Genomic DNA, 24,969 nt, shown 5'->3' with positions numbered 1-24,969 from the left:
ATAATAAAATGGGAGTTTACCAAGGTAGCGATACAAGAAAAATAACTGGGGGACTAAAGGGAACTTATAGGGATAAAAGAAAATATGAGATGGGAAGTCCTCCAACTGAAACTAGATTAGCTGATAGCGATATTAGGGAAAAAGAGAGAACACTTGGTGGAGATTATAAATTAAAATTAAAGTATGCCCTTTATGCTAACGTATTTGACAAAAGGAACAATGTAGCCAAGAAAGCTAAGATATTATCAGTTCTAGAAACGCCTGCTAATAGGGAATATGCTAGAAGAGGCATTATAGTAAAAGGTTCTAAGATAAGAACCGAATTAGGGATTGCAATAGTTACTTCTAGGCCAGGTCAGGACGGAGTAATAAATGCGATCTTGGTTCAACAATGACTAATAGAGATTATCAAGGCAAGAAAATATCTATCTGGTTGGCATATTTTAACGCTGAAAGTAGAAAGAAAGGAAGAAAATTCAGAAAAACAAGATTAAGTACAGAGGATATTATGTCTGCAGCAAACGCGTTAGGGTTAGAACCAGAATTTTTTGATAAAATTCATCCAGCTAGTAGAATAAAGGGAGTTATAATGGTAAAAAAGTTGGGTACAAAATATGCTACTATAAGGAAAATAATGGAATATATAAATTCAAAATCTAAAAAGAATGTTACAGTTTAGATATTAGACCTCTATTTTTAGTTTTTTAGTCCGTAGATTACTTTATATATTATTTGAATATAAAATGTTGTTTGAGGGCTCGTAGCTTAGCCAGGTAGAGCGACGGGCTCTTAACCTTGGGAGGTACCCGTAGGTCCCGGGTTCGAATCCCGGCGGGCCCGCCACACCCAAAATAATGAAAATTATTATTTGAAATAATTTCTATAAATCTATAGAAAATCTTCATTATCATAAACATTAAATTCTTATTTCTATCCCAAATAATACCTACTATGGTATCTATTGTAACTGGTGGTGCTGGATATATAGGCGGACATTTAGTTGATGCGTTAGTAGAATCAGGAGAGAATGTGACTGTGATAGACGATTTTTCAAATGGGAATTATGTAAATCCAAAATCGAATATATTGAAAATAGATCTTAGGCGAGAATATCCAAAAATAGAAAAAAATAGTACTATATATCATTTAGCAGCTAATCCAGATGTAAGGACGTCTATGGAAAGTATATATGAACATTTTGAAAGAGACATTTTAACTACACTAAATGTTATGGAAATGGCACGTATATATGATGCAGATAAAGTATTCTTTGCTTCTTCTTCTACAGTTTATGGGGAGACTATAAGATTTCCTACTCCGGAATTTGACAATAAACTTCCTATTTCAAATTATGGTCTTTTTAAACTAATGGGCGAAGATATAGTAGAATATTATTCTCGAAATTATGGAATTCAAGGTATATCTCTAAGATTAGCCAATATTACAGGAGGCAGGGTATCTCATGGAGTTGTAATAGATTTTATTAAAAAATTAAGGCAGAATTCTAACGAACTTAAGATTTTAGGTAATGGTAAACAGAGAAAGAGTTATCTTTATATCTCAGATTTAATCTCTGCAATATTCGTTTTGGATAGATATTTTAAGTCTAAGTATGACTATTTTAATATAGGTAATGATGACTGGATAACTGTTAATGATATAGCAAAGATAATAGAAGAAGAAATGAATTTATCTCCTAAGCATATTTATGAAGATCAAGGAGAAGGAAGAGGCTGGAAAGGTGATGTAAGGTTTATGCTATTAGATATTTCAAAGATTAGAGGATATGGATGGAATCCTTCTTTATCATCTTCACAAGCAATTAGAAAAGCAGTGAGGGATATATTATATGGGAATAAAATTTAAAATAATAGGGTTTTTATTAATAATTTCTGCGTTGTTTCTCCTTTCTCTATCTTTCTCTATCATGTTTTTAGGATTATCTATAGATTTTGGGAATTTTAATATATCTCCTATAATAGTTAAGATTATAAATTTCATTATAATAGCGGTATTTCTAAGTTTTGTAGCATATGTCGGATATATAATGGCATTTCATGCTAAAGACTAAATATTTTGAGAAAAATTTTTATCTACAAGAAATAACTTCCTCTTTATGAGCAAAGAGAATAAATCAAGTAAAATAGATAGGAAAACATTGATATATGCAGCAATATTTGCTGTAGCTTCTTATGCTGTAGCCGCTTCATTAGCTTTAGGTATAGGTGCTTATGCAATAGGAATTCTTGGATATTTTTTAGACCCAGTAGTAACTCTTACTGTTCCACTAATTATAATTTCAGTTGGAATTCAAGCTATAAATAAAAAATTTGGTCCATTACTTATTTCACTAATAAGTGCAGTATTGTATATCATATTACCTTTTTTAGCAATAACGTTTTTAGTAGCAGGGCCAGTAGTAGAGGGTGTTTCAAGACTAGTGGGATACAGAAGTTTTAGAGCAGTAATGATTAATACTACTTTGGCTGGCGGACTAGTAGGAACTTTAAGTGTAATTTTCGGCTTCATGCTTCTTGGAGTTCCCCACATTTCTAATCTAGCACTTTACTTAGGAGGATTTACTGTGTTATACTTTGTAGAAAGTGGAATTATGGGATTGCTATCTTATTACTTAGGATCTTATCTAATAAAATCGGGAGTACTACATTGAAAGCGAGTTTTCTATATTCTTCCTCGTTTTTACTATTAGTGATAATATCTTCGTTATTTTATTTTTCCTTTGTTCCTTTTCTTACTACTATTATTCTTGTTAGAAGAAAAGCAATTATTGTTGTTGATATTACAATATCGATATTATCTTTTCTTATTCTGTTATATTTCCATCATATATATTTATACGTATATACTTTAAGAGCTCTAACTTACTTAAATTTATTTATAATATTGAGTGATATAGTTAATAAACCTAGTATAATAGATATATTTGGAGAAAAAGGAATACCTATAGTTATAGCATTATCGTATTATCCCTATTTTTACGATCTAGCAACGCAAGTACTTCTTAACATGAGATCTAGGAAAGAACAATTTAATCCAATAAAAATATCGAGACCAATTATAGTTGAAATGCTTAAAGTTGCTGAAAACTTATATCTCGCATATACTATCAAGCTCTTTGGAAAGTATTCATCTAAAAGAAACTTTATGCCTTCTAAAGATGATATTATTATAACAATGATAGGTGTTATTACTCTATGCTTGTCATTTTTCCTTCATTTATTTCTGGTAAGATAGAATTAGAGAAGAATGAAAGAATAGCACTACTAGGTAAAAATGGTAGTGGAAAGACTACAATCATAAGATCTATTTTATGTGATGGAAATTCCAAAATAATTATTGATGATAATGATTTTTGTATGAGTAAAGACTACTCTAAGTTATCTGCTGTATTGCAAGAACCATATACACAAATATTAGCTGAGACTTTTTCGGAAGAAATAGCAATTATAAGGAGATACCATAGAGTAAATCTTGAAATAGCTAAAAAATTAATGAATAGTTATTTTGATAAGAAATTTATGCAGTTATCTGATGGATACAAAAAAAGATATGTAATTTCTAGTATTCTAGTTTCAAATCCAGAATACATATTGTTAGATGAACCATTTGCAAATTTAGATAAAAATTCGTTAGAGATTGTTAAGGAAATATTACCTTTAGGCTCACTAATAGCAGAACATAGAACTAAGGAAGTAAGAGATTTCGTTGATAGAATTTATCTAATATCTAACAATAATATAAAGGAAGTAGATAAAGAAAAACTCTTTGACGAGAATTTTCTTAGGGAAAATGGTCTAAGAGGTTTCAAACTAGAGAAAGAAGATAATGAAAAGCTAGGAAACATAATATTAGATACGATAATTGATAATGTAAATATAAAACTTAGAGAAAAGGAAGTCTTATGTATAGTAGGTCGAAACGGAATAGGTAAAACTACACTCTTAAAAAAACTCATAGGTAAAGCTTATGTGATATTTCAAAATCCAGACTTACAATTTTTCTATACTACCGTAAAGGATGAAGTAAAAAGCGATTATGCGTTAAAATTATTTAGGTTAAAAGATAAAGCCGATAAAAGTCCTTATGCATTAAGTTACGGAGAAAAGATGAGAGTTCTTATTGCATCTGCATTCTCATCTAAGAGTAAGATAATAGCTTTAGATGAGCCCAGTGCAGGAATGGACGGTTATTCTTTGCTTTCCTTTTATGATATGATCAAGACATTAAAAGAGGAGGATAGGGGAATAATAATTGCTACACATGATGATGATCTCATAGGAATATGCGATAACATAATAAATCTAGAAAATCTAAAAGATAGATCTTTGAGATAATTTGGTTAAATTTTACAAATTTTAACAATTTCGGTAATGCTAAAATAAACTATAATATAAACAAATTTAGTTACCATTTTTGTTTACAAAAATTATGTTACTATTATTTTAAAAAAATATTTATTAAAGTTAATTTAAAAATTACTAATTAAATAAAAAGCTTTTGCTTTACTAAGTGGCAATAGCATTTTCTACAACTTGATGTTTAAGTTAATGAGATGCCTTAGAAAATTTTAATAATAGTGCTTATTGAATCTTTTAATGTACCTAGTGGGCTCGTAGCTCAGCTAGGTAGAGCGGCGGGCTTTTAACCCGTAGGTCCCGGGTTCGAATCCCGGCGGGCCCGCCACACCGCTATGCATAAGCAGTTGTGCTGACAACATTAGGGGATGCTCTATTTTTAGAAAGCTATCCATATAGATGTTTTATTCAATTTGTTTTTATCTTAACAGGGGCGTTCAGTAATAAATATTTTGGTTGAACTTCAAGCATAATGTCAACTAAGATTGCCACGTGTACCTTTCAATTCACGTGGCGATTTGGGGAGGATCACTTAGGCTCATAAGGCTTATTATTATACCAAACACTCCAAACTATTCTAGCCAATTTCCTGGCTAAAGCAGTGTACAACTTCTTTCCCTTCAACTTTTCCTTATGGTTCTCGTAAAATTCTAGTAATGTAGGATTACGAGAGTAATTCATCTCAGCGAGGAAGTAGAACAAGCTGCGCAAGTACTTATTACCCTTCTTCGATATTCCCTTACTTACAGTAGCTTTACCGCTCCTCTCAACTATTGGGTCTAAACCACAGTAGGCTACGAAGGACTCAGGGTTAGGAAAGCGTTTAATGTCTCCAACAATGCCTATTATTATTCCCGAAGAAAGTTTTCCTATTCCCGGTATAGTTAATAGAACGTGATTTTCAGACTGTGATTGTATCATTTTCTCTACTTCTTTTATTTTCTCGCTTGTTTCCAGTAGTGCTTTAGATAATACTTCGATTTCTTCAAGTACGATCTTTGTTCCAAGTTGTATAATTGTATTTTGAAGTTTCCTTTAGAGAATTCTTCAAGCATTTCCTTGCTTATTTTTTCCTCGTCACTGACTAGGAATAGTGCTCTTTTTACCCTGTTCTTGTACTTTACTTTCAACTTTTAGGAAGACGTATAGTGTTACTAGTTCTTTCAATGGGTTGTAGTTGTACTCCTTTGCCTTGTTTGCCATGTTTACTAGTTTTTGTAGTAAAAATCTGTTTTCCTCTCAAGTCCTTCTCCTTCCATAGTTTTGGCTTACTTGTAGTATCTTGATCCCTTTTTCCTTGAAGTATTGACATGGTTTTATTGATGCTCCTGTCGGTTCGACCACTATTGTGTTTAGTTTTACTTTTAGTATTTCTTCATAACCCTTCTTGTTGTTCTCGTAGACCCTCCCCTCACTCGTCACATGATCTTTTGATATGTCTATTCCTAGGATCCCTACCTCTTTATCACACCTATATCCGTGCATATTATCACAATGTTCAGTCCGATGGTAGGGGTTTGTCACGCCCCCGATCGAAGACTTTGCTTCAGTCAAGGGGTCGACCATGTTTCCCAGTTGGAGAGTATTACTCTCCCCAACTAATTAATCTATATAGGGTTCAAAGAGGGCGAAAGACCCCTTCCGTGGCGGTAGACCCAAAATCTGATTAATAAAAATAATTTTTATTTGTTATTAGTAATTCATGTGAATTTAATGAAATTAGATAATTAATTCTACAATATTTTTAGGAAATTTTTAAGTGTTATATTAGATCTTTTATATTTCTACAAGTAAACTAAGAAATATTATTATAATATTAGAAAATGATGAGATGTGTACGATAGAATCCGTTTAGACTTTATACGAAAATCACTGCAGTATTACGTAGCGTTAAAAATAATTTAATATAATAGAAGAAAAGTTAAATAATTTGTCATAAAGCCTAAAATATTTTCGCCTAGAATGGATAAGATTTATTTCGTTACGTAATAGAATGAAAATATTTGAGTAAGAGAAATTTCCGTAAACGACTATCCGTTTTATTTACATTTGTTATTTAATGCATTATTCTTAATGCTCTTGATTATGAGTATAATGAAATATGTTCCTTATGAAGAAAAATATGAGGTTTAGTGTTGAATTTGTATTTTTAAAATGATTTTGGGTCTACCGGTAAGGGCGTGGTAGGCTCCACATGCTTTGCCTCTAACATGGCTAGGCGATAGCTTGAAGAGCCGAAGGAACTACTTGATTGGGGCCAACTTGGGGGCCTTCACTACCTCCTCCCCTATACCTAGTCTTCTTAGTCTCACCCTTGTAAAGCTTGTCTTCTTGTTTAGGAGTGTTGTTCGTGAAAATCGCCGTAGGAGTTCACTATTCTAAATTCTGTTGTACGTTAGTATTTCTATGAAGTACTTAGACTAGGATTTACGTGTAAACCCTTAAATAAAAGCTATAACTTTCTGAAAGTATTAGTGTTTTAAGCTCTTGATATCAATTAGTACTTCGCTTTAGAATAAATACCTAAAAGTAAGTATTCATTTCTCTAACTTAGGTAACTTTAGTCCCTTATCTCGTGCTGGGTTAAACTATTTTTATAGTCAGAGACGTCTTTTGAGTTAACCTTAAATTTAGTTATTAATAGTAAAACATTGTGTTCGTTAGTCTAATTATGGAGGTTATTAATTACATAGGAATTTTTGCTTTTGCTGCATCTGGTGCTCTTAAGGCCATGGAGAAACAATTAGATCTCCTAGGAGCAATAGTTTTAGGATTTGTAACGTCTTTAGCTGGAGGTATTATAGCAGATATCTTACTAGGGATATTTCCTCCAGTCAACCTTGTATATTTACCATATCCAATCACAGCTATTATATCTGTTTTTTTAATTATATTAATAAGAAAGAACTTAACTAAAATAAGTAAAAAACTTCTTTATTTTGATGCAATAGGATTAGGTGCATTTACGGCTTTTGGGGCTCAGTTAGCATATTTCCATAATCTTAATATACTTGGCGTAGCGATAGTAGCTTCTATAACAGCTACCGGTGGAGGGGCAATAAGAGATATTTTGGTATCAGAAATACCGTTAATACTCAGAAAAGATTTCTATGCAACACCTAGTATAATAGGTGGTTTTGTATTTTATATAGTATCACTGAGATTTTTAGATTATATTTCTTTAATATTAACTTTTCTTTTAGTTACTTCTATAAGACTGATTGCAATAAAAAAGAAATGGGAATTACCAAAAATAAATATAATTTAAAAATATTCGCTATAACGAAAAGTATTTTATATAAGAATTATTTAATCAAATATATGGGTTATAGGAATAGATTATATCATCTAGGTAGAAGAAATTTTTATTTAAGATACTCATTCATAATGAGCAGAAGGTTATTAATGAGACTGGCTAGAAAAAAAGCAAAATATTACTAATGTACTTTACGTAGTGATAATATTGTATGTAAGTGTTTCTTAACTTAAAAATTAAGAATATAATATAGTATCTATGAAAGATCAAAGCTTAAAGAACATATCTAAGGAATTATTAGGTGATTATGAACCTCGTGGCTCAACTGTACAAGGCATTGGTAAATTTATAGCAATGGGATTAGACGATCCATTTCACATAACTACTATATCTGGATTCTCCATTTATGGTTTAGGTAAGCTTATGCAAAGGGGAACTAATTATGGAATTCGTATGGCTTCCATTGATTTAAATGAGATAAAAAGGGAATTAAATCAGTTAGTTATAGACGTTCATTCGTTAAGATTCTAACATTTTTTTAAATCCGAATATGTAAACTTAAGCGCATTATAGTAGTTTTCAGGATCTCCTACATTTAGCCATTTTTCATTATCTAATAATATTCCGTATACTTCTCCGCCATTCTTCAGTAATTCTTTTATACCATATGTTAACTCTAATTCTTTTCCTTGGGCTACACTTACTTTTTTTATTGCATTAAATATCTTAGGCGAAAATATGTAAACTGCAGAAATTGCTATATTACTCGCCGGATTTTCAGGCTTTTCCTCTGCATTAATTATCTTATACGCTTTATGATTCATATAAGTGCCATTATCTTTTATCTCTACAATACCGTATCTCTTTGGATTTTTCACTTCCCTTAGAAGAAGAACAGCATCTGGATTTATTTCTTCAAAGAGACTTTTGGCTTCTCTATACCCTCCAGTTAAAACTCCATCGTCCGCATGTACAAAAAATGGTTCATTAGATGCGAAATCTTCTGCTCTAAGTACAGCATCTCCAAAACCTTTGGGTTCGTCTTGAAAAACTATTGTTATGTTTCTTTCAAACATGTAGTCCATTAATAGTTTTCCGTGTTTTCCTACCACCAAACAAAATTTGCTTACTCCGATTTCTCCTAAAGAGTCAGTTATTAGATCAATAATTGGCCTCATAACGAGTTTGTCATCTTCATGTCTAAAAAGAGGTAATAATGCCTTTGGTAAAACTGATGTTATATATTTCATTCTACTTCCTTTACCTGCTGCTGTTATTACTGCTTTTCGTATCATTTGTCTCACTTTTCATACTTAATTTATATTTTAAATTTTTCATGTTTTGAACTAGAAAGAATAATGAGGTTACTATATATGCATCTATAACTGCTCCGAAGTCTGCTACATAAAAGCTAAAGAGAGTATGATTCCCTAGAATATAAACTAAAACAAATCCAAGCCATTCCGTCCAGGCCCACATTGTTACAGTAATTAGCCTAGAATCTTTAAAAAGGAAAGCTATTGGAGTTGTAAATAACCATAAAAACATTATTGCTGGATTAACGTTTGCATAAAAGTTGTATCCCATATAAAATGGGTGAATATCGAGGAACCAATCCCAAGGTTCTGAAATTTGTGATGTTGCAGATAATGCTATATGTCCGTTTTCCGCGTCCCAGCCTAACATATATAGGAAACTTCCATGTAACCACCCCATTATTCCGTTAAAGTATAGCATTATCGGAATTGAGGCTAATGCGTAGACTAGAATAGGAACTCCAATGCTATATAACGCTCTTATCTTTATTCTATTTGTAATTTCGCCTAAATAATATAAAAATGGCAAAACTAGAAAAAAAGCGGGTTCTTTTGAAGCCATCGCAAGTCCTAAAGCAATAGATGCTAGGACTATTCTTTTGCTTATTAATAAATAAAGTGATAAAATGCTAAAAAAACCTACGTAAATATCTAATAATGCTATCCCATGAAGAAGCCATAAAGTAGGATCTAATGCTATAACTATAGCAGTTAATATTCCTGCTAAATTTCCAATTATATTATCTCCTATTATTTTTCTAGAAAGTAAAAAACCTATAACTATTATTAAATCTCCCATAATCCAGCTAGGTATTCTCCACGCTAATGGGCTGTATCCTAAGATTAGAATAAAAATATCCATAAAATATTTTCCTAACGGTGGATGTTCTGGATTTATATAATACTGTATTCCAGACTCATGTGAATAAGGAAAATACATTTTTGGTGTTATATGGAAAATATATTTCAAAATATTGTAAGCCGCAGTAGGATACCAGACTTCGTCTCCAATATAATGATCAGCTTGAGGATTAAATGTAGGATCAAACGTTAATATGGTTTCATAGGTGTAAATTATTAAAATGATTACTAATGCTAAGTAAAATATGGAATTATATTTTTTCATAAAACATATTTTGATGTCGTATAAAAATATTTTATCCTAAGATCTTTACGGCTTCGTCTACACTCTTTCTTTCATGTACTACAGCAGAAATTGCTTTAGCCATTTTTTGAGGATCTTGGGACTGCCATAGATTTCTTCCGACTGTGATACCTTTAGCTCCTGATATTATAGCATCATTTAACATAGATAAGAAATCGCGGTTAGTGTTAGTTTTCGGACCTCCTCTAATAAGTATAGGTGAGAATGCTACATCTACTACTTCCTTAAAATTATCTTTTCCAGTATAGTCCACTTTAAGAATGTCCGCTCCTATTTCTGATGCTATTCTTGTTACATATTTAACAAGATTTACATCTTTAATCGAATCTGGATTTTCTGGAGAAACAAAAAGAGGCTCTATAATAAATGGGATTCCATAATCGTTAGCTTCCCTTCTTATTTTAGACAATTCTTCGATATTATAGCCTTCTATTTGATCTTGGCCATAACCTACAACAAAATATGTTACAACGGCATCAGCTCCGGCTTCTATTGCGTCTCTCACTTTATACACAGCTGAATAATACCCGCTATCATATTTCTTCTGCTGTCTCCACACGTTAGCAGTATCTAGTCTTGCAATTAACATCGGCGAAGATCTTGAAAAGAAATTTTCTTCCACTATCTTAAGCATTGCAGGCGTCATTTGGAGTGCATCTGGAATATTTGAAAGACTTTTAACAATTTCCATTGGTTTTTCTATGCCTTTAAGTGGGCCCATGACTAGCCCATGATCTAAAGCTACTACAAAAGCGTTCTTTCTTTCAAATAACCTGTTTATCCTAATGTTTATTCCACTCATTTCACGAACATTAAGCCAACTATCTATAAATTTTTGATTCTTTTTATTATCATAATAAAAAGCTGTCTTGCATATGGATTAAGAGCTATATTTATAATAACAAAAATAGAAGACGAGATTAGTGTGTATATTAACATTATTTCTATTTCATGAATAGCCCTAAATTTAGGCAAATTTCCCTCCATATATCGAATTAAGAAAGGTAATGATGATACTACAGTAGCAATTAGCGGAACTACGCTTTCAATTTTAGGAAAGATTAATCGATATATATTCTTTGCTGAAATATATGCTGTAGTTAACATTCCTATAGAATTTATTAGCAAACCTAAAGTTATGGCTATTGCTAATGCTGGAGATGAGAAGCTAAAAGTTTTCAAAATTATCATTAAACATGTAGAGAAGGATAAACCTATAATTGAAATAAAAATATTTCTTCTAATAAGATTTGCAGTACTTCCCTTTAATTCCCCACTTCCTTCAGTACTTAATGTAGTATCGGCCATATAAATTCCACGATAGAAAATAGTATATAGGCCTCTAAGAAAATTGGATATAGATAGAACTATTAACGCTAAAAATGCTTCAATGTACTCAGGTCTTAAAATAAATAGTAGAGGATCACCGTCTACGAATGTTAATAAAAGGAAAAAAGAACCGGCTAAGAAAAATAATTTGGTAGCAGTTTCTAATAAATCTGGATCTTTATTTTCAGCTAATTTAAGTATTAATCCATCAGTAATACTACCTGACCATATTACTATATTTGATATTATTAATGCCGACTCAAAATAAGATACTGGTAGTGCAGTTCTAACTAAATAAACTGCTATCCATACTAAGCTTGCTTCAATTATGTTCTGAATATATGAAGTTATGAAAACTATAGATTTTTTAATTGCTTTGAATGCTATTTTCAAATCGATTTGCAAATTTGCATTTGAAAATAATATATTTATTAAAATTTGTGCTATATAACCCAAAGAATAAGCTAAAATTACTGCAAATATAGACAAATTAAATATAAACATAAGTATTATACCAGCTATTAATCTAATTATTTGAAAAACTGAAGCTGATATTGCGTTAACTCTTGGTGATCTTCCAAGCGCAATTGATCTAGTGATATCAAAAATATAGAATAAAAATACTAAAATTGATGAAAAATAAAAATATTTTGCAAAGTTTCCGCCTAAAAGTGGATTAATGAAAGGTATTATGAGAAGGTATATGCTTATAGCTAAAACTCCTGCTATTCCATTTATAAGCAAAATTCCACCTACTTTTTTACCTTCTGCTGCATATCTACTTGTTATATTTGAGAATATATCTGCAGGAATTACAAAATATCCAGTTATTAGTACGAACATTGTCTGCCATGCACCAAATGTTACAGCAGAAATATCAGATAGGTACTTAACCATAAGCAGAGAAAAAACAAAGGATAATGGTGATATAGCTAGTCTTAGAAGTAAATTAAATAGCCCTATTCTAACTAAGCCGGGTTTTCTCTTAGGCTTATTTTCTTTGTTTTTCATTCTTAATCACAAAAAAGATATTTATGAATTTTCTCCATAAGATATTTATCATTTATATTTACATTTATAGATTTTTTGGAAGTAGTTTTTACTTCTGGGAGATTTAAGCATTCTTCAGTAGTTAATATTTTAGCAATTAACTCATTCATACTAATTTTATTATCCCTAGCTATTTTCTCTAGAATTTCGTACCATTCTTTCCATATCAGCACTCTTTGCATTTAAAGAGACGAATTTATGTTAAACTAAAAAACTTATGCCATACATTTATCTTAACAGGGGCGTTCAGTAATAAATATTTCGGTTGAACTTCAAGCATAATGTCAACTAAGATTGCCACGTGTACCTTTCAATCCACGTGGCGATTTGGGGAGGATCACTTAGGCTCATAAGGCTTATTATTATACCAAACACTCCAAACTATTCTAGCCAATTTCCTGGCTAAAGCAGTGTACAACTTCTTTCCCTTCAACTTTTCCTTATGGTTCTCGTAAAATTCTAGTAATGTAGGATTACGAGAGTAATTCATCTCAGCGAGGAAGTAGAACAAGCTGCGCAAGTACTTATTACCCTTCTTCGATATTCCCTTACTTACAGTAGCTTTACCGCTCCTCTCAACTATTGGGTCTAAACCGCAGTAGGCTACGAAGGACTCAGGGTTAGGAAAGCGTTTAATGTCTCCAACAATGCCTATTATTATTCCCGAAGAAAGTTTTCCTATTCCCGGTATAGTTAATAGAACGTGATTTTCAGACTGTGATTGTATCATTTTCTCTACTTCTTTTATTTTCTCGCTTGTTTCCAGTAGTGCTTTAGATAATACTTCGATTTCTTCAAGTACGATCTTTGTGTACTCTAAGTTGTATAATTGTATTTTGAAGTTTCCTTTAGAGAATTCTTCAAGCATTTCCTTGCTTATTTTTTCCTCGTCACTGACTAGGAATAGTGCTCTTTTTACCCTGTTCTTGTACTTTACTTCAAGGTCTTTTAGGAAGATATATAGTGTTACTAGTTCTTTCAATGAGTTGTAGTTGTACTCCTTTGCCTTGTTTGCCATGTTTATTAGTTTTTCTGCGTCGTAAAAATCTGTTTTCTTTCCTCTCAAGTCCTTCTCCTTCCATAGTTTTGGCTTACTTGTAGTATCTTGATCCCTTTTTCCTTGAAGTATTGACATGGTTTTATTGAGTATGCTCCTGTCGGTTCGACCACTATTGTGTTTAGTTTCACTTTTAGTATTTCTTCATAACCCTTCTTGTTGTTCTCGTAGACCCTCCCCTCACTCGTCACATGATCTTTTGATATGTCTATTCCTAGGATCCCTACCTCTTTATCACACCTATATCCGTGCATATTATCACAATGTTCAGTCCGATGGTAGGGGTTTGTCACGCCCCCGTTCGAAGACTTTGCTTCAGTCAAAGGGTCGACCATGTTTCCCAGTTGGAGAGTATTACCCTCCCCAACTAATTAATCTATATAGGGTTCAAAGGGGGGCGGAAGACTCCATGGAGATGGATAGGCTCCACATGCTTTGCCTCTAACATGGCTAGGCGATGGCTTGAAGAGCCGAAGGAACTACTTGATTGGGGTCAACTTGAGGGCCTTCACCACCTCCTCCCCTATACCTAGTCTTCTTAGTCTCACTCTTGTAAAGCTTGTCTTCTTGTTTAGGAGTGTTGTTCGTGAAAATCACCGTAGGAGTTCACTCTGCTCCGCTTTCATAAAAATCGTCCAGGGCTCTTGCTATATCTCTTATTGATATTATTCCGGAAAGATTTCCATCATAATCGACTACTGGAAGATGACGGATATTGTATGTTCTCATTAAACTTAAAGCTCCAGTGATTGGCGAGTCTATTTTTATGGTTATCAATGATGCAGTCATAATTTCTTCGGCTTTTGCATTCAAATCTTTTCCTTTTCCTATTGCTCTTACTATATCTCGTTCAGTAACTATTCCTAATGGCTTTTTGTTCTCAGTTACAATAACTGATCCTACATTGTTCTTAGTCATAACTTCGGCTACTTCTTTTATTGACTTAGATTTATCTACACTTATTACCTCAGTTTTCATGTAATCTTTTACAGTTTCCTCCATGGGAAAAATTACATTGAGTGATTAATAAACTTTGAATAAGCTTTATATCCTCATCTTCAAAATATAACATTGATAATCATGAACTTTGCACTAATAAAATTAAAACTAGGTATGGTAGTGGCTAGTGTAGGAGTTTTTCTCCTAGGGTTTGCTTTAGTTTATGCTGTAGCAGGGTATTTCTTTGGAGTAGCGTTTGCTCCGGCAGTAATTATTGGAATATTATCTTTTCTGATAGTATTGAATATAGTTCAATGGCTATTTGGTCCATATTTGATTAATGCTATGTACAGGGCTGTGGAAGTATCGCCTACTGATCCTAAGTATGGTTGGTTGGTAGATTTAGTAGACGAGGTAGCAATGTATAATCATCTAGATATTCCTAAAGTCTATATAGCCGATGTTCCATTTCCTAATGCTTTTGCATATGGAAGCCCTATAGCTGGTAAAAGAGTTGCTATAACTTTGCCTTTATTAAAAATATTAAATAAAGACGAAATTAAGGCTGTATTAGGCCATGAACTAGGCCATTTAAGGCATAGAGATGTTCAGTTATTAATGGCGATAGGTCTGATACCTACATTGATATTCTTTTTAGGATACTCTCTAATGTGGGGAGGAATGTTAGGTGAAGGAAATAGAAATAACAATGCTGGTTCTATGTGGTTAATAGGCATTGCATTATTAGCAGTAAGTTATATGTTTCAATTTCTAGTTCTATACATAAATAGATTAAGAGAAGCTTATGCGGATGTTAACTCTGCTACAACTATACCTAACGGTGCGGAGAATCTACAGAGAGCTTTAGCTAAGATAACACTTTCAGTTGATCCTAACACATTGGAGAAATATAAGAAAAGAAATAATAATCAAATGATGAATATGTTATTTTTCTCGCCAATGGATATAAATGAAGACGTTAGTGATATGGATGTAGAGCAATTAATAAACTATTGGAAGACAGAAAAAGTGCCTTGGTATGCAGATTTCTTTAGCGATCATCCTGCATCACCTAAGAGAATTCAACTACTTGAGAGACTTAAGAATAGTATTTATTAAGTAGTGAGACATTTTTATTCAAATTCTATTGTTGCTGGTGGCTTAGTAGTCACATCATATAAGACTTCCTTGACGTCATTTAGTGTTAATATTTTTTGTGATATTTCATTTAAAACCGAATAACTTATTTTAGCAAAATCTGCAGTCATGAAGTCTTCAGTGTTTATTGCTCTAATTACTACTGAATACTTTCCATTTTCTTTTTCGTTAATTCTATATAACACATGAGTAATATCAAACTTTGTAATTTCCGATACTATTCTCATTATTTCATTATAATCTAATTCCCCATCTATTGAAGCTATTTTACCATAGCTTCGTACATCACCTTTAACTCCTGTTGCTCGGGAATTATATACGAATATATCTTGACCGATATAATTAGTTATTTTTTCGTCTCTTTTTTTATCTGATTCAAATATTGCAGCAAAATATTGAGAAAAGGAATAATTTTCAAGCGATTTTTCAACTATGTCATTAGATTCTCGTACAATTTCCAATTTTTCTTTAGTTAATTTTCCTATAGTTCTTATTAATAAACCTGGACCTGGAAATGGTTGTCTTTCAGAGAGTTCTTTTGGTAATCCAAGATATCTTGCTAATGCTCTTACTTCATCTTTGTAAAGATCTGCCAAAGGTTCTATTAACTTAAAGCCCCAGGTTTTTTCTGTATCTATACCTAATTGAACTAACACGTTATGTTGTGTTTTTATTCCACCTTGTGTTTCTATCCAGTCAGCTGCTATAGTTCCTTGAGCTAGAAAAGTAGCATTATTTTCTCTTATTATGTCAGAAATGTTTTTATAAAAAAGGTTCCTAAATTTTTTTCTTTTTTCTTCGGCATCTTCTATTCCTTCTAACGAAGTTATAAATTCTTCCGACTTATCTATGATACGCAATGGCAAAATATTTTCTAGTAATTTTTTGACAATCTTAGTTTCGTCCTTTCTAAGAAAGCCAGTGTCAATCATTATAGGAACTACGTTAAAACCTAGGGTTTTATATAACAATACTGCTGCTGTTGTACTATCTACTCCACCACTTACCGCAGCTACTATCTTTTCATCTTTTGCTACATTTAAAATCTGAGGCGTTACCTCTTTTATGAAATTCTCGGGATCAAACACAAGCTTATTTACATTTTTGAGTTATAAATATCATCTATTCTATCTACATCTATATTTTCTTTTATTATTTTTACATTTTTTTGAACCATATTTTCTATTTCCTCTTTCATAGAACCAGAGAATATTTTTATGCCATAGTCTTCTAGTTCTCTACTAAAAGAAGAGAATAAAGATCCATGTAAACTTAAACCCATTTTATCATCCTTTTTTGCACCATCAGGTATTTCAACGGAAACCTTATTTCTCTTTGTTATGTAAAAAAGTGGTCTTTCATTTTCGTAATGTATTTTTCCTCTTCTAATTTCATAACCCTCAATTCTTACGTCTCCTTTTCCCTCACTCAGTGATACAACCTTATTTTTATCAAAAATAGTTTTTATATCAAATATATTTAATCCAGGGTATTCCGTTATATTTTCAGCTTCTAAGCCATACGGATCTACAAGTTTCTTACCCATTAATTGAAAACCTCCGCATATTCCTAGAATAGGATATTTTCTTATTTCATCAATGAAATTCCTTTCCTTTAGCCATAGAATAGATTTATATGTATTTTTAGTACCTGGAAGAATAACTAAATCTGAATTTTTAAGTTGTGAAGGTTTATATACAAATTTCACATTGGAATTAGATTTATAAAGTGCATAGAATTCATTAAAGTTACTCATGTAAGGATAAGCTATAATAGATACTTTTTTTTCTCCATCTCCTATATCTTTGATGTTCATGGAATCTTCTGGCATTATTGGGTTTTCTTCTAAATATGGAACATAGCCTAAGTATTTCATTTTTGTTTTATTTTCAAGCCATGCAATAGCTTTTTCTAGATATTTTTCTTCTCCTCTGAATTTATTAATTATAAATCCTTTTAATAATCCTCTCACGGATGTGGGAAACATTTTGTATATCCCGAATGCCGATGCGAATGCTCCTCCTCTATCGATATCTAAGATTAATATAGTAGGTATTTTCAATTCTTTCATTATTAAAAATCCTGAAATATCTCTATTGAGGAAATTAGGTTCTCCTAATCCTCCGGCTGCTTCTATTATCATATTATCTGTAATAATATTCTTAATTTTACTCCATAATTTTTTTATTATGCTATAATATTCTCCAGGGGAAAAATTCCCTAATGAATTTCCAAAAACGATGACCTCTACTGATTTACCTGAAGGTTTCAATAAAACTGGGTTCATGAAACTTTTTGGGCTTAGACCAGAACCGATAGCTTGAAAAGCTTGTATGAATGCAATTTCTCCTCCTTCATCACTAGGGAAACTGTTTAACGACATATTTTGTGCCTTAAATGGTATGCCTCTAAGAATATTACTTAAGGTAGATACAAAAAATGATTTACCAGAATCACTCATAGGTGAAGAAATTATAACTGCCACATTTAACAAGATTTTGTGAAAGCTTTTAAAGGAATATTAGCTCAATTATCGTTTTTCACTATTATTCCTTCTATAAAATCAGATCTAGAAACTATTGCAAGATATAGCTTTTTATCTCCAATTTTTATTGGTTTAATTACTGGAATAATAGATTTCGCTTCTTATCTTTTACTATGGAATATCATAGGAATTTTATCTAAAGTTCTATTATTTGTTATAGTTGAAGTGGTAAGAGGCTTCAATCATCTTGATGGATTACTGGATATTTCGGATGCGCTGATGGTCAAGGGTAACATGGAAAAACGAATAAAAGCTATGAAAGATGTTGAGGTCGGTTCTGGAGGAATAGGTGCCTCTTTGGTATATTTTTCCATTATGCTAGTTGCATTGTTAAATTTACAGTATCCTTCATTATATTCCTTTTTGGTTTTAATATCTTCAGAAATTGCTTGTAGATCATTAGGATTATTAATTTTATCAACGTTAAAACCTATGGAGAATAGTTATCTTGGAAAAATATTCAATAGCTATCTATCTAATAAGTATGCTTTATTACTAATCCAAGCTATTCCTTTTCTTCTAATAATACCATTAGTTTTGTACATTATTCTTTATCTAATTTTCTATTATATAGGAAAAACATCTTTTCATGGATCTTCTGGTGATCTAACTGGGTTTGTGATAACTTTATCTTTCCCCTTATTTTTATTAGCTAATGAAAAGTTTTGTTACTTGTCTTCATTGCTGCACTATTTTGGGATTTAATATTAGGAGAACCTCCAATATATATTCATCCAGTAGTATTAACTGGCAAAATAAGTGAAAAATTAATAAGGCCTTATAAAGGATACGTATACGGCATTTTTATTTGGCTATTATCTGTTGTTCCTATTTTAATATTATTTATTTTACCCTTATATATTCCTATTTTAATATTAAAATTTATTTTATTAGCTCTTACATTGAAGACTACATTCTCAATAAAGATGTTGTATAAAATAGTTAATAAATCGTCAAATTTAGATGAGAATTCTAGATATATCGTGCAACAGATAGTGAGGAGAAATTTGACAAAAGAGGATGAAGGGCATATAGCGTCTGCAGCTATAGAATCTCTTTTTGAGAGTTTTGTCGATGGAATATCTTCTCCACTTTTCTGGTTTCTATTATTAGGAATGCCAGGTGCTCTTTTACAAAGATTATCGAATACTATGGATAGTATGGTAGGGTATAAGACTACTGAGTTAAAAAAAGAAGGATTCTTTTCTGCAAAAGTTGACACTATTTTAAATTATATTCCTGCTAGAATTTCTGTATTGTTTATGATTTTGGCAGGAATTATAATGAGATTGAAAGTAAAGAATATGCTAGATATTATTAGACACAGCGATATTGAAAGTATTAATGCTAGATATCCGATTTCTGCAGCTGCTTATTTACTAGGAGTGAAGTTAGAAAAAAGAGGATTCTATTCAGTTGGGAATGGCAATTTACCTAGCTCTAGTGATATTAAAAGAGCTTTAAAATTATTTAAGATTACAACTTTTCTATATATCTCTTCAATACTAGTCATATATTATTGCTTTTATGGTTTTTCCTTCTTTGGCTTCCCTTACGGCCTCATTAAATTCCTCTAATTTAAATTTCCCTGTAATTAGTTTAGTTACATCAATTTTCTTATTGGCAATCATATTTAATGCTTCCCTAGTATCTTCTTCTACTGCGGCATTACTGCTAATTATAGAGATCTCGTTATTCAATAAATTGCTTATATCATAATTTAATATTGTTCCTTTATATGGAACACCAAAGAGTAATACTCTTCCACCTTTTCTAACCGAATTTAGCGCACTAAGGATAGCTTGTGGTGCTCCAGACGCTACTATTGCAACGTCTACTCCTCTACCGTCTGTAAGCTTTTTGACTTCCTCTTCAATATTAATCTTAGCGGCATTAAATGACACATCAGCACCTACTTTTAATGAATATTCTCTTCTGAACTCTGAAACATCTGATACGAATACTTTACCGGCTCCATTTACTTTGGCCGCCATTACATGTAATAAACCCATGGGTCCAGCTCCTACTACTAGTATAAAATCGTCCTTATCGATAAATACTCTCCTTTGGGCTCTTATAACAGTAGCAAGGGGCTCTATAAAAGCCCCTTCGTCGAAAGTTACATTATCAGGTAATTTTAATATTCCTCCTCGTTTAACGTTCCAAGCCGGTACTCTAAAATATTCTGCAAATCCACCAGGATCTAAATTAGTTTTCCTATAATATGGGCACATTGTAGGACTTCCCTTTTTACAATAATAGCATTCATAACATGGAACATGATGATGGGCAAAAACTCTATCACCGGGTTTAAGCCATTCTACTGTAGATTCTTGAATTATACCTGCAGGTTCATGCCCTAAAATTGGCTGAGAAGCTGTATATTGACCGCATATTTTTTCAACATCTGTTCCACATAATCCGCAAGCTTTCATTTTTACTAGTACGTCGCCTTCTTGTAACTTTGGTATAGGTACCTCTTTTAACAAGGGGTTGCCGTTTTCTAATACTATAGCTTTCATTTAAAGACAAAATGTACTTTCTAGATTTTAAGTGAAACTTTCAGCTAAGTTATATAGTTAATATAGTAATACTGACCAAATAGATTTATGAATAGTTTTAGTTTCGTTATAGTCCCTCTAGTTATTTTATACATTAGCTACTTTGGTATCTCAAGAATATACAGTAGACACTATAGAGAGGTTTATGTTGAAGGCATTGACGAATTAAAATCTAAATCAAATGTAAATTTTTCTTTAAGAATAAAGGATAGTAAAGATATAAACGCATTTTCTACTTCTGGAAATACTATAATAGTTACGTCGTCCTTGTTGAATTTGGATAAAAAAGAAATAATGGCCGCGATAGCGCATGAACTTGGTCACATAAAAATGAAGCATCATATCAAAAATTTATTCATCATATCGCTAATACTTATAGGATTCTTTTCGCTTTTAAATATACCTTTAATTGCTCTATTATTTCTTCTTTTAGGATTTTTGGTTCAAAGATTTCTTTCTAGGAAATTTGAACTAGAAGCTGACAAATATGCTGTAAAATTAACAAGTAAAGAAGCTCTTGTTTTGTTAATAAATAATTATGGCGATCCTTCTTCTTCTATATTATCTACTCATCCATCATCAATATTAAGAGTAAAGAAAATATAAACTCGAAAATATGCATAAATATATGCATTATATCGGTCAACCAATAAAAAGAATCGAAGATCCTAGGCTAATTACTGGACATGGAACGTATGTTGATGATTTGGTATTTCAAGGTACTAAATTTGTAGCATTTTTAAGATCAACGAAGCCACACGCAAGAATAAAAATAGCAAAGAGAGAAGGTATCTTTACGGGCGAAGACATAAATCCAGGGAAGGATTTTCCTATTGCTACTAACGAAACTACTTATATAGGGCAGCCAATAGCTGCTGTAATAGCTAAAGATAGATATGAGGCTTATGATTTATTAGAAAGTATAGAAGTTGAATATGAAGATTTACCTTATGTTATAGATCCATACGAGGCGTTGAAAGATGAGAAGAAAGCATATAGTGGGTTAAAAAGTAATATTTATATTAATAAAACATATTCAAAAGGTAATCCAGAAGAAGCTATCAAGAACGTAGATTTTGTTATAGAAGACGAACTAATAAATCAGAGAATGATTGCTTCTCCTTTAGAAACTCGAGGAATATTAGCATATTTTGACGGTCAAAGACTTAATGTTTGGTCTTCTACTCAATCGGCTCATTTTTTGAGAAGAAATCTAGTGCAATTTCTTAATTACTCTAATATTAGAGTAATTCAACCAGATGTAGGTGGAGCTTTTGGGAGTAAGATTATTGCGCATCCAGAGGAATATGCTGTATCTAAGCTTGCGTTAAAATTAGGTATTCCATTAAAATGGGTTCCAACAAGGACAGAGGAGATGATAAGCGCAGGTCATGGTAGAGACAAAAGCATGAGATTTAAGGTAGGATTTAACAAAAACGGTAAAATAATGGCCCTAATGGGAACAATAGTTGGAGATTTAGGGGCTCCATATTCTGATGCTAATGATGACGAATCCGGGAATGTTTTGAGTACAACTAAAATGGTTTTAGGACCATATGACATTCCTAATGCGTCAGTAACAGCGTATGCGGTACATACTAATAAAGTTCCTACTACGTCGTATAGAGGGGCTGGAAGACCAGAAGCTACATACTTTATAGAGAGAATAATCAATATTATTGCTAATGAGTTAAAAATGGATCCAATAGAGATAAGGTTAAATAATGTAGTCAAGCCTAATGAAATGCCTTATGATAATGGATTTGGAATTGTATATGATACTGGAGACTATGTTGACATTTTAAATAAGGCTAAAAAATACTATACTGAACTTTCTGCTGAAGCTAAGGAAAAAGGATATTGTACAGGATTGGCAATGTATGTTGAAATAACTGGATTTGGGCCTTGGGAAGTAGCTAGAGTATTTACAAAATCAGACGGTAAAATAATAGCCATTACGGGTTCTGGACCACATGGGCAAGGAGATGCTACTGCTTTTGCTCAGATAGTAGCAGAAACATTAGAGATCCCAATTGAAAATATTGAAGTAAAATGGGGAGATACTGATATTATAGAAGACGGAATAGGCACGTGGGGAAGTAGGACTGTAACCGTTGGCGGCTCAGCTATGTTGAAAGCTGCTCAGGAATTAAAATCTAGATTCATTGAAATAGCATCCAAAATGATGAACGCTGATATAGAGGAGTTAGAATATAAAGAAGGTACAATAACTCATAAGACTGAAAATAAGAAATTGGAGCTGAGTGATATAATAAAATATGCTTATAAAAACGGAATATCTTTAGATGTTACTTCTGTTTATGCAGTATCTAAACCAACTAGTCCTTACGGAGTACATATGGCCATGATAGATGTAGATAAAGAATTGAATAAAATGAGGGTAATTAAATATATTGCATTAGATGATATTGGAAAAGTAATAAACCCTATGCTAGCTGAAGGCCAAATACACGGTGGTGTATTACAAGGTATAGCTCAAGCTTTGTATGAAGGAGCAAAAATAGCAGATGACGGATCTTTACTGAATTCTAATCTAGGAGATTACGGTTTTCCAACTGCTGTTGAGTCTCCAGAGATAAAGTGGTATTATATTGAAAAAGGATTATCTGCTCATCCTACTGGAAGTAAAGGTATAGGCGAAGCCGGAGCTGTTGTCTCTACTCCAGTTATAGTTAATGCTGTAGAAAATTGTTTAGGTAAAAGAATAAAGACTATGCCATTATCATTAGGGGATTCATTATAATGCAAAGGCACTTTTTATCACAAAAGGATTTAAGAACTTTTATAAATCAAATTAGAGATAAATATCATGTAGATATTAAAACTGATAAAGTTGAAGTAGGTAAGGAAAAAAAGCAAGTATATTATTTTATAGAAGGTAAATTATCTTTTTTCTCAGAGGATCTTATACCCACTCTCTGTTGGATTATGGATAATAAGGTTGAATTACCATCTGTTGTAGTTGATGAAGGAGCTACTAGAGCTCTATCTAGAGGAGCTGATCTTTTTGTACCAGGTATATCATTATTTAATTGTGATTGCAATCCTGGAGATATAATTTTGGCTAAAACTACTTCAGGGATTCCAGTATCTGTTATGAAAGTGCTTATTACTAAGGAAGAAGCTTCTGCTAATAAGAAGGGAAAGTTTTCACAAAATCTCCATTGGATAGGCGACGAGATATGGAAAATGTGCAAAAATCCCAAATAGTCTCCATAGTTATTCCTACTTATAATGAAAAAGATAATATTATTAATTTGATTAAAAGAATAAATAGTGAATTAAATGGAAATATTATTATAGTAGATGATAATAGTGAAGACAAAACAGGAGAAGCGGTTAAATCATTAGGTTTAGAAAATGTGAAAGTATTCATAAGAACTGATGAGAAAGGTTTAGGTTCTGCTTTACGATATGGAATTTCTAAAGCATTAGAAATAGGTTCTTCATTTATTGTAACTATGGATGCGGATTTCAGTCATGATCCTATTTATCTTAAATCGATGCTAGATAAGGCAAGACAAGGATATGACCTTGTAATAGGCTCTAGATATATTAAGGGTGGTAGGATAGAAAATTGGTCATATAAAAGGAAAATGATAAGCTGGGGTGCAAATTTATTAGTTAGATTATTATTGAGATCATCGTTGAAAGATAATACTTCAAATTTTAGAGTATACTCTAGAGGGGCTTCATTACAAGTGTTACAGTGTAACACAGCAAATGGATATGAATTTCAGATATGTGCTATATATAAAATACTAAAATCCAAAATGAGAGTATGCGAAGTACCTATAACTTTTAGGGACAGGGAAAAGGGTCAGAGTAAACTAAGTTATTCCCAAATTCTTAATTGGTTCGCATATGTTCTTAAACTTTATTTTTCCTCTTAATTTTCATTAATTCTTCTCTAAGCTCGTTAATTTCCTTTTTTAATGAGTTAATTTCACTCTCATGAATTTGAACCAACTTATAGATTTCTTCTTCTCTATTTTCCTCGTTTGACCTTATTTTTATGTTTCCAATTTCGTCACTTTCAATCAATCCTAGCCTTGATAATTCTCTAACATAGCCTTTTGCAGTTTTTTGAGATACTTTCAATTCCAAAGCAAGATCTTTGACGTTTATCTCTCCCCTATTCTTTATAATGCTTAATACGTCTTGTAATCTCGGAGTAAGTTCCATAGTCTAGGGCT

Annotated in this window: 27 protein-coding genes, 2 tRNA genes and 2 pseudogenes; 18 read left to right on the top strand and 13 right to left on the bottom strand. The window is 32.0% G+C overall.

Annotation, left to right across the window (positions count from 1 at the left end):
* The first annotated feature begins 8 nt into the window (after positions 1-8).
* The 9 genes from DFR85_RS22395 (at position 9) to DFR85_RS22355 (ending at position 4,704) form a co-directional block, all read left to right on the top strand.
* Positions 9-395, top strand: a complete 387-nt coding sequence (locus tag DFR85_RS22395) for a 30S ribosomal protein S8e (protein WP_110271807.1) — start codon at positions 9-11, stop codon at positions 393-395.
* Entirely contained in the window at positions 392-679 is a 288-nt protein-coding gene (locus DFR85_RS22390) for a signal recognition particle subunit SRP19/SEC65 family protein (protein ID WP_110270184.1), read from the top strand. The genes DFR85_RS22395 and DFR85_RS22390 overlap by 4 nt, the downstream gene beginning before the upstream one ends.
* Before the next feature lie 75 nt (positions 680-754).
* Positions 755-843, top strand: a tRNA-Lys gene (locus DFR85_RS22385).
* Between the two features lie 108 nt (positions 844-951).
* Positions 952-1,866 carry an NAD-dependent epimerase/dehydratase family protein gene (locus tag DFR85_RS22380; protein ID WP_110270183.1) on the top strand — a complete coding sequence of 305 codons (915 nt, stop codon included), beginning with the start codon at positions 952-954 and terminating at the stop codon, positions 1,864-1,866.
* Positions 1,850-2,071 carry a hypothetical protein gene (locus DFR85_RS22375; RefSeq protein WP_246253039.1) on the top strand — a complete coding sequence of 74 codons (222 nt, stop codon included), beginning with the start codon at positions 1,850-1,852 and terminating at the stop codon, positions 2,069-2,071. The genes DFR85_RS22380 and DFR85_RS22375 overlap by 17 nt, the downstream gene beginning before the upstream one ends.
* Positions 2,072-2,116: 45 nt before the next feature.
* Positions 2,117-2,671: a hypothetical protein gene (locus DFR85_RS22370; RefSeq protein WP_110270181.1), complete on the top strand. Its 555-nt coding sequence runs from the start codon at positions 2,117-2,119 to the stop codon at positions 2,669-2,671.
* On the top strand, positions 2,668-3,255 hold the full coding sequence (locus DFR85_RS22365; protein WP_110270180.1) for a hypothetical protein: 588 nt from the start codon (positions 2,668-2,670) through the stop codon (positions 3,253-3,255). Before DFR85_RS22370 ends, DFR85_RS22365 begins: the two co-directional genes overlap by 4 nt.
* Positions 3,216-4,355 carry an ATP-binding cassette domain-containing protein gene (locus tag DFR85_RS22360; RefSeq protein ID WP_110270179.1) on the top strand — a complete coding sequence of 380 codons (1,140 nt, stop codon included), beginning with the start codon at positions 3,216-3,218 and terminating at the stop codon, positions 4,353-4,355. The genes DFR85_RS22365 and DFR85_RS22360 overlap by 40 nt, the downstream gene beginning before the upstream one ends.
* A gap of 272 nt (positions 4,356-4,627) precedes the next feature.
* Positions 4,628-4,704, top strand: a tRNA-Lys gene (locus tag DFR85_RS22355).
* Between the two features lie 200 nt (positions 4,705-4,904).
* Here DFR85_RS22355 and DFR85_RS22350 read toward each other — a convergent pair.
* Positions 4,905-5,942, bottom strand: a pseudogene (locus DFR85_RS22350) (IS110 family RNA-guided transposase).
* A 1,087-nt stretch (positions 5,943-7,029) separates the two neighbouring features.
* Here DFR85_RS22350 and DFR85_RS22345 point away from each other — a divergent pair.
* Entirely contained in the window at positions 7,030-7,644 is a 615-nt protein-coding gene (locus DFR85_RS22345; protein WP_246253038.1) for a trimeric intracellular cation channel family protein, read from the top strand.
* A gap of 270 nt (positions 7,645-7,914) precedes the next feature.
* Entirely contained in the window at positions 7,915-8,163 is a 249-nt protein-coding gene (locus DFR85_RS22340) for a hypothetical protein (RefSeq protein ID WP_110271806.1), read from the top strand.
* Here the strand turns inward: DFR85_RS22340 and DFR85_RS22335 are convergent.
* The 8 genes and pseudogenes from DFR85_RS22335 to DFR85_RS22300 all read right to left on the bottom strand — a co-directional run bounded on the left by DFR85_RS22335 (position 8,160) and on the right by DFR85_RS22300 (position 14,551).
* The gene (locus tag DFR85_RS22335) at positions 8,160-8,927 is read right to left on the bottom strand and encodes a nucleotidyltransferase family protein (protein WP_110270176.1); all 768 of its coding nucleotides are present in this window, start codon (positions 8,925-8,927) and stop codon (positions 8,160-8,162) included. The genes DFR85_RS22340 and DFR85_RS22335 overlap by 4 nt on opposite strands.
* Entirely contained in the window at positions 8,893-10,074 is a 1,182-nt protein-coding gene (locus DFR85_RS22330) for a glycosyltransferase family 39 protein (protein ID WP_110270175.1), read from the bottom strand. Before DFR85_RS22330 ends, DFR85_RS22335 begins: the two co-directional genes overlap by 35 nt.
* 31 nt (positions 10,075-10,105) lie before the next feature.
* A complete protein-coding gene (locus tag DFR85_RS22325; RefSeq protein WP_110270174.1) occupies positions 10,106-10,915 on the bottom strand; it encodes a class I fructose-bisphosphate aldolase in 810 nt (269 codons plus the stop codon).
* A gap of 23 nt (positions 10,916-10,938) precedes the next feature.
* The gene (locus DFR85_RS22320) at positions 10,939-12,453 is read right to left on the bottom strand and encodes an MATE family efflux transporter (protein ID WP_110270173.1); all 1,515 of its coding nucleotides are present in this window, start codon (positions 12,451-12,453) and stop codon (positions 10,939-10,941) included.
* Positions 12,454-12,455: 2 nt separating this feature from the next.
* Positions 12,456-12,674, bottom strand: coding sequence for a hypothetical protein (locus DFR85_RS22315; RefSeq protein WP_110270172.1), 219 nt, complete (start codon positions 12,672-12,674; stop codon positions 12,456-12,458).
* Positions 12,675-12,829: 155 nt separating this feature from the next.
* A pseudogene (locus tag DFR85_RS22310) lies at positions 12,830-13,884 on the bottom strand (IS110 family RNA-guided transposase).
* Positions 13,885-13,999: 115 nt separating this feature from the next.
* Entirely contained in the window at positions 14,000-14,146 is a 147-nt protein-coding gene (locus DFR85_RS22305; RefSeq protein ID WP_162582706.1) for a hypothetical protein, read from the bottom strand.
* 9 nt (positions 14,147-14,155) lie between these two features.
* Complete coding sequence (locus tag DFR85_RS22300) at positions 14,156-14,551, bottom strand: CBS domain-containing protein (protein WP_110270171.1); 396 nt, start codon at positions 14,549-14,551, stop codon at positions 14,156-14,158.
* Positions 14,552-14,629: 78 nt separating this feature from the next.
* On the opposite strand from DFR85_RS22300, the gene htpX reads away from it, so the two are divergent.
* Positions 14,630-15,607, top strand: a complete 978-nt coding sequence (htpX, locus tag DFR85_RS22295; RefSeq protein ID WP_110270170.1) for a zinc metalloprotease HtpX — start codon at positions 14,630-14,632, stop codon at positions 15,605-15,607.
* A 14-nt stretch (positions 15,608-15,621) separates the two neighbouring features.
* Here htpX and DFR85_RS22290 read toward each other — a convergent pair whose 3' ends face one another.
* Both DFR85_RS22290 and DFR85_RS22285 read right to left on the bottom strand, forming a co-directional pair.
* Positions 15,622-16,734: a GMP synthase (glutamine-hydrolyzing) gene (locus DFR85_RS22290; RefSeq protein ID WP_110270169.1), complete on the bottom strand. Its 1,113-nt coding sequence runs from the start codon at positions 16,732-16,734 to the stop codon at positions 15,622-15,624.
* 8 nt (positions 16,735-16,742) lie between these two features.
* A complete protein-coding gene (locus DFR85_RS22285) occupies positions 16,743-18,131 on the bottom strand; it encodes a cobyric acid synthase (protein ID WP_110270168.1) in 1,389 nt (462 codons plus the stop codon).
* Between the two features lie 15 nt (positions 18,132-18,146).
* Between DFR85_RS22285 and cobS the strand changes: the two genes are divergently transcribed.
* Both cobS and DFR85_RS22275 read left to right on the top strand, forming a co-directional pair.
* A complete protein-coding gene (gene cobS / locus DFR85_RS22280) occupies positions 18,147-18,896 on the top strand; it encodes an adenosylcobinamide-GDP ribazoletransferase (RefSeq protein ID WP_110270167.1) in 750 nt (249 codons plus the stop codon).
* Complete coding sequence (locus DFR85_RS22275) at positions 18,857-19,768, top strand: cobalamin biosynthesis protein (RefSeq protein WP_110270166.1); 912 nt, start codon at positions 18,857-18,859, stop codon at positions 19,766-19,768. Before cobS ends, DFR85_RS22275 begins: the two co-directional genes overlap by 40 nt.
* On the opposite strand, the gene DFR85_RS22270 is transcribed toward DFR85_RS22275, so the two are convergent.
* A complete protein-coding gene (locus DFR85_RS22270; protein WP_110270165.1) occupies positions 19,697-20,713 on the bottom strand; it encodes a zinc-dependent dehydrogenase in 1,017 nt (338 codons plus the stop codon). The genes DFR85_RS22275 and DFR85_RS22270 overlap by 72 nt on opposite strands.
* Before the next feature lie 87 nt (positions 20,714-20,800).
* Here DFR85_RS22270 and DFR85_RS22265 point away from each other — a divergent pair, with 87 nt between their 5' ends.
* Genes DFR85_RS22265 through DFR85_RS22250 form a run of 4 tightly spaced genes read left to right on the top strand, consistent with a single transcriptional unit; the run spans position 20,801 to position 24,666 of the window.
* Positions 20,801-21,358, top strand: a complete 558-nt coding sequence (locus DFR85_RS22265) for a M48 family metallopeptidase (protein ID WP_110270164.1) — start codon at positions 20,801-20,803, stop codon at positions 21,356-21,358.
* A 22-nt stretch (positions 21,359-21,380) separates the two neighbouring features.
* Entirely contained in the window at positions 21,381-23,516 is a 2,136-nt protein-coding gene (gene cutA / locus DFR85_RS22260) for a glyceraldehyde dehydrogenase subunit alpha (RefSeq protein WP_110270163.1), read from the top strand.
* Complete coding sequence (locus tag DFR85_RS22255) at positions 23,516-23,983, top strand: DUF1947 domain-containing protein (protein ID WP_110270162.1); 468 nt, start codon at positions 23,516-23,518, stop codon at positions 23,981-23,983. Before cutA ends, DFR85_RS22255 begins: the two co-directional genes overlap by 1 nt.
* Entirely contained in the window at positions 23,956-24,666 is a 711-nt protein-coding gene (locus DFR85_RS22250; protein WP_110270161.1) for a polyprenol monophosphomannose synthase, read from the top strand. The genes DFR85_RS22255 and DFR85_RS22250 overlap by 28 nt, the downstream gene beginning before the upstream one ends.
* Here the strand turns inward: DFR85_RS22250 and sul12a are convergent.
* A complete protein-coding gene (sul12a, locus tag DFR85_RS22245) occupies positions 24,644-24,958 on the bottom strand; it encodes a Sul12a family chromatin-organizing protein (protein ID WP_110270160.1) in 315 nt (104 codons plus the stop codon). The genes DFR85_RS22250 and sul12a overlap by 23 nt on opposite strands.
* Between the last annotated feature and the right edge of the window lie 11 nt (positions 24,959-24,969).

Source organism: Acidianus brierleyi (genome assembly GCF_003201835.2).
Lineage (GTDB): Archaea > Thermoproteota > Thermoprotei_A > Sulfolobales > Sulfolobaceae > Aramenus > Aramenus brierleyi.
The sequence above is the reverse complement of the archived record's forward strand: the minus strand, read 5'-3'. Positions and strand labels throughout refer to the sequence as shown.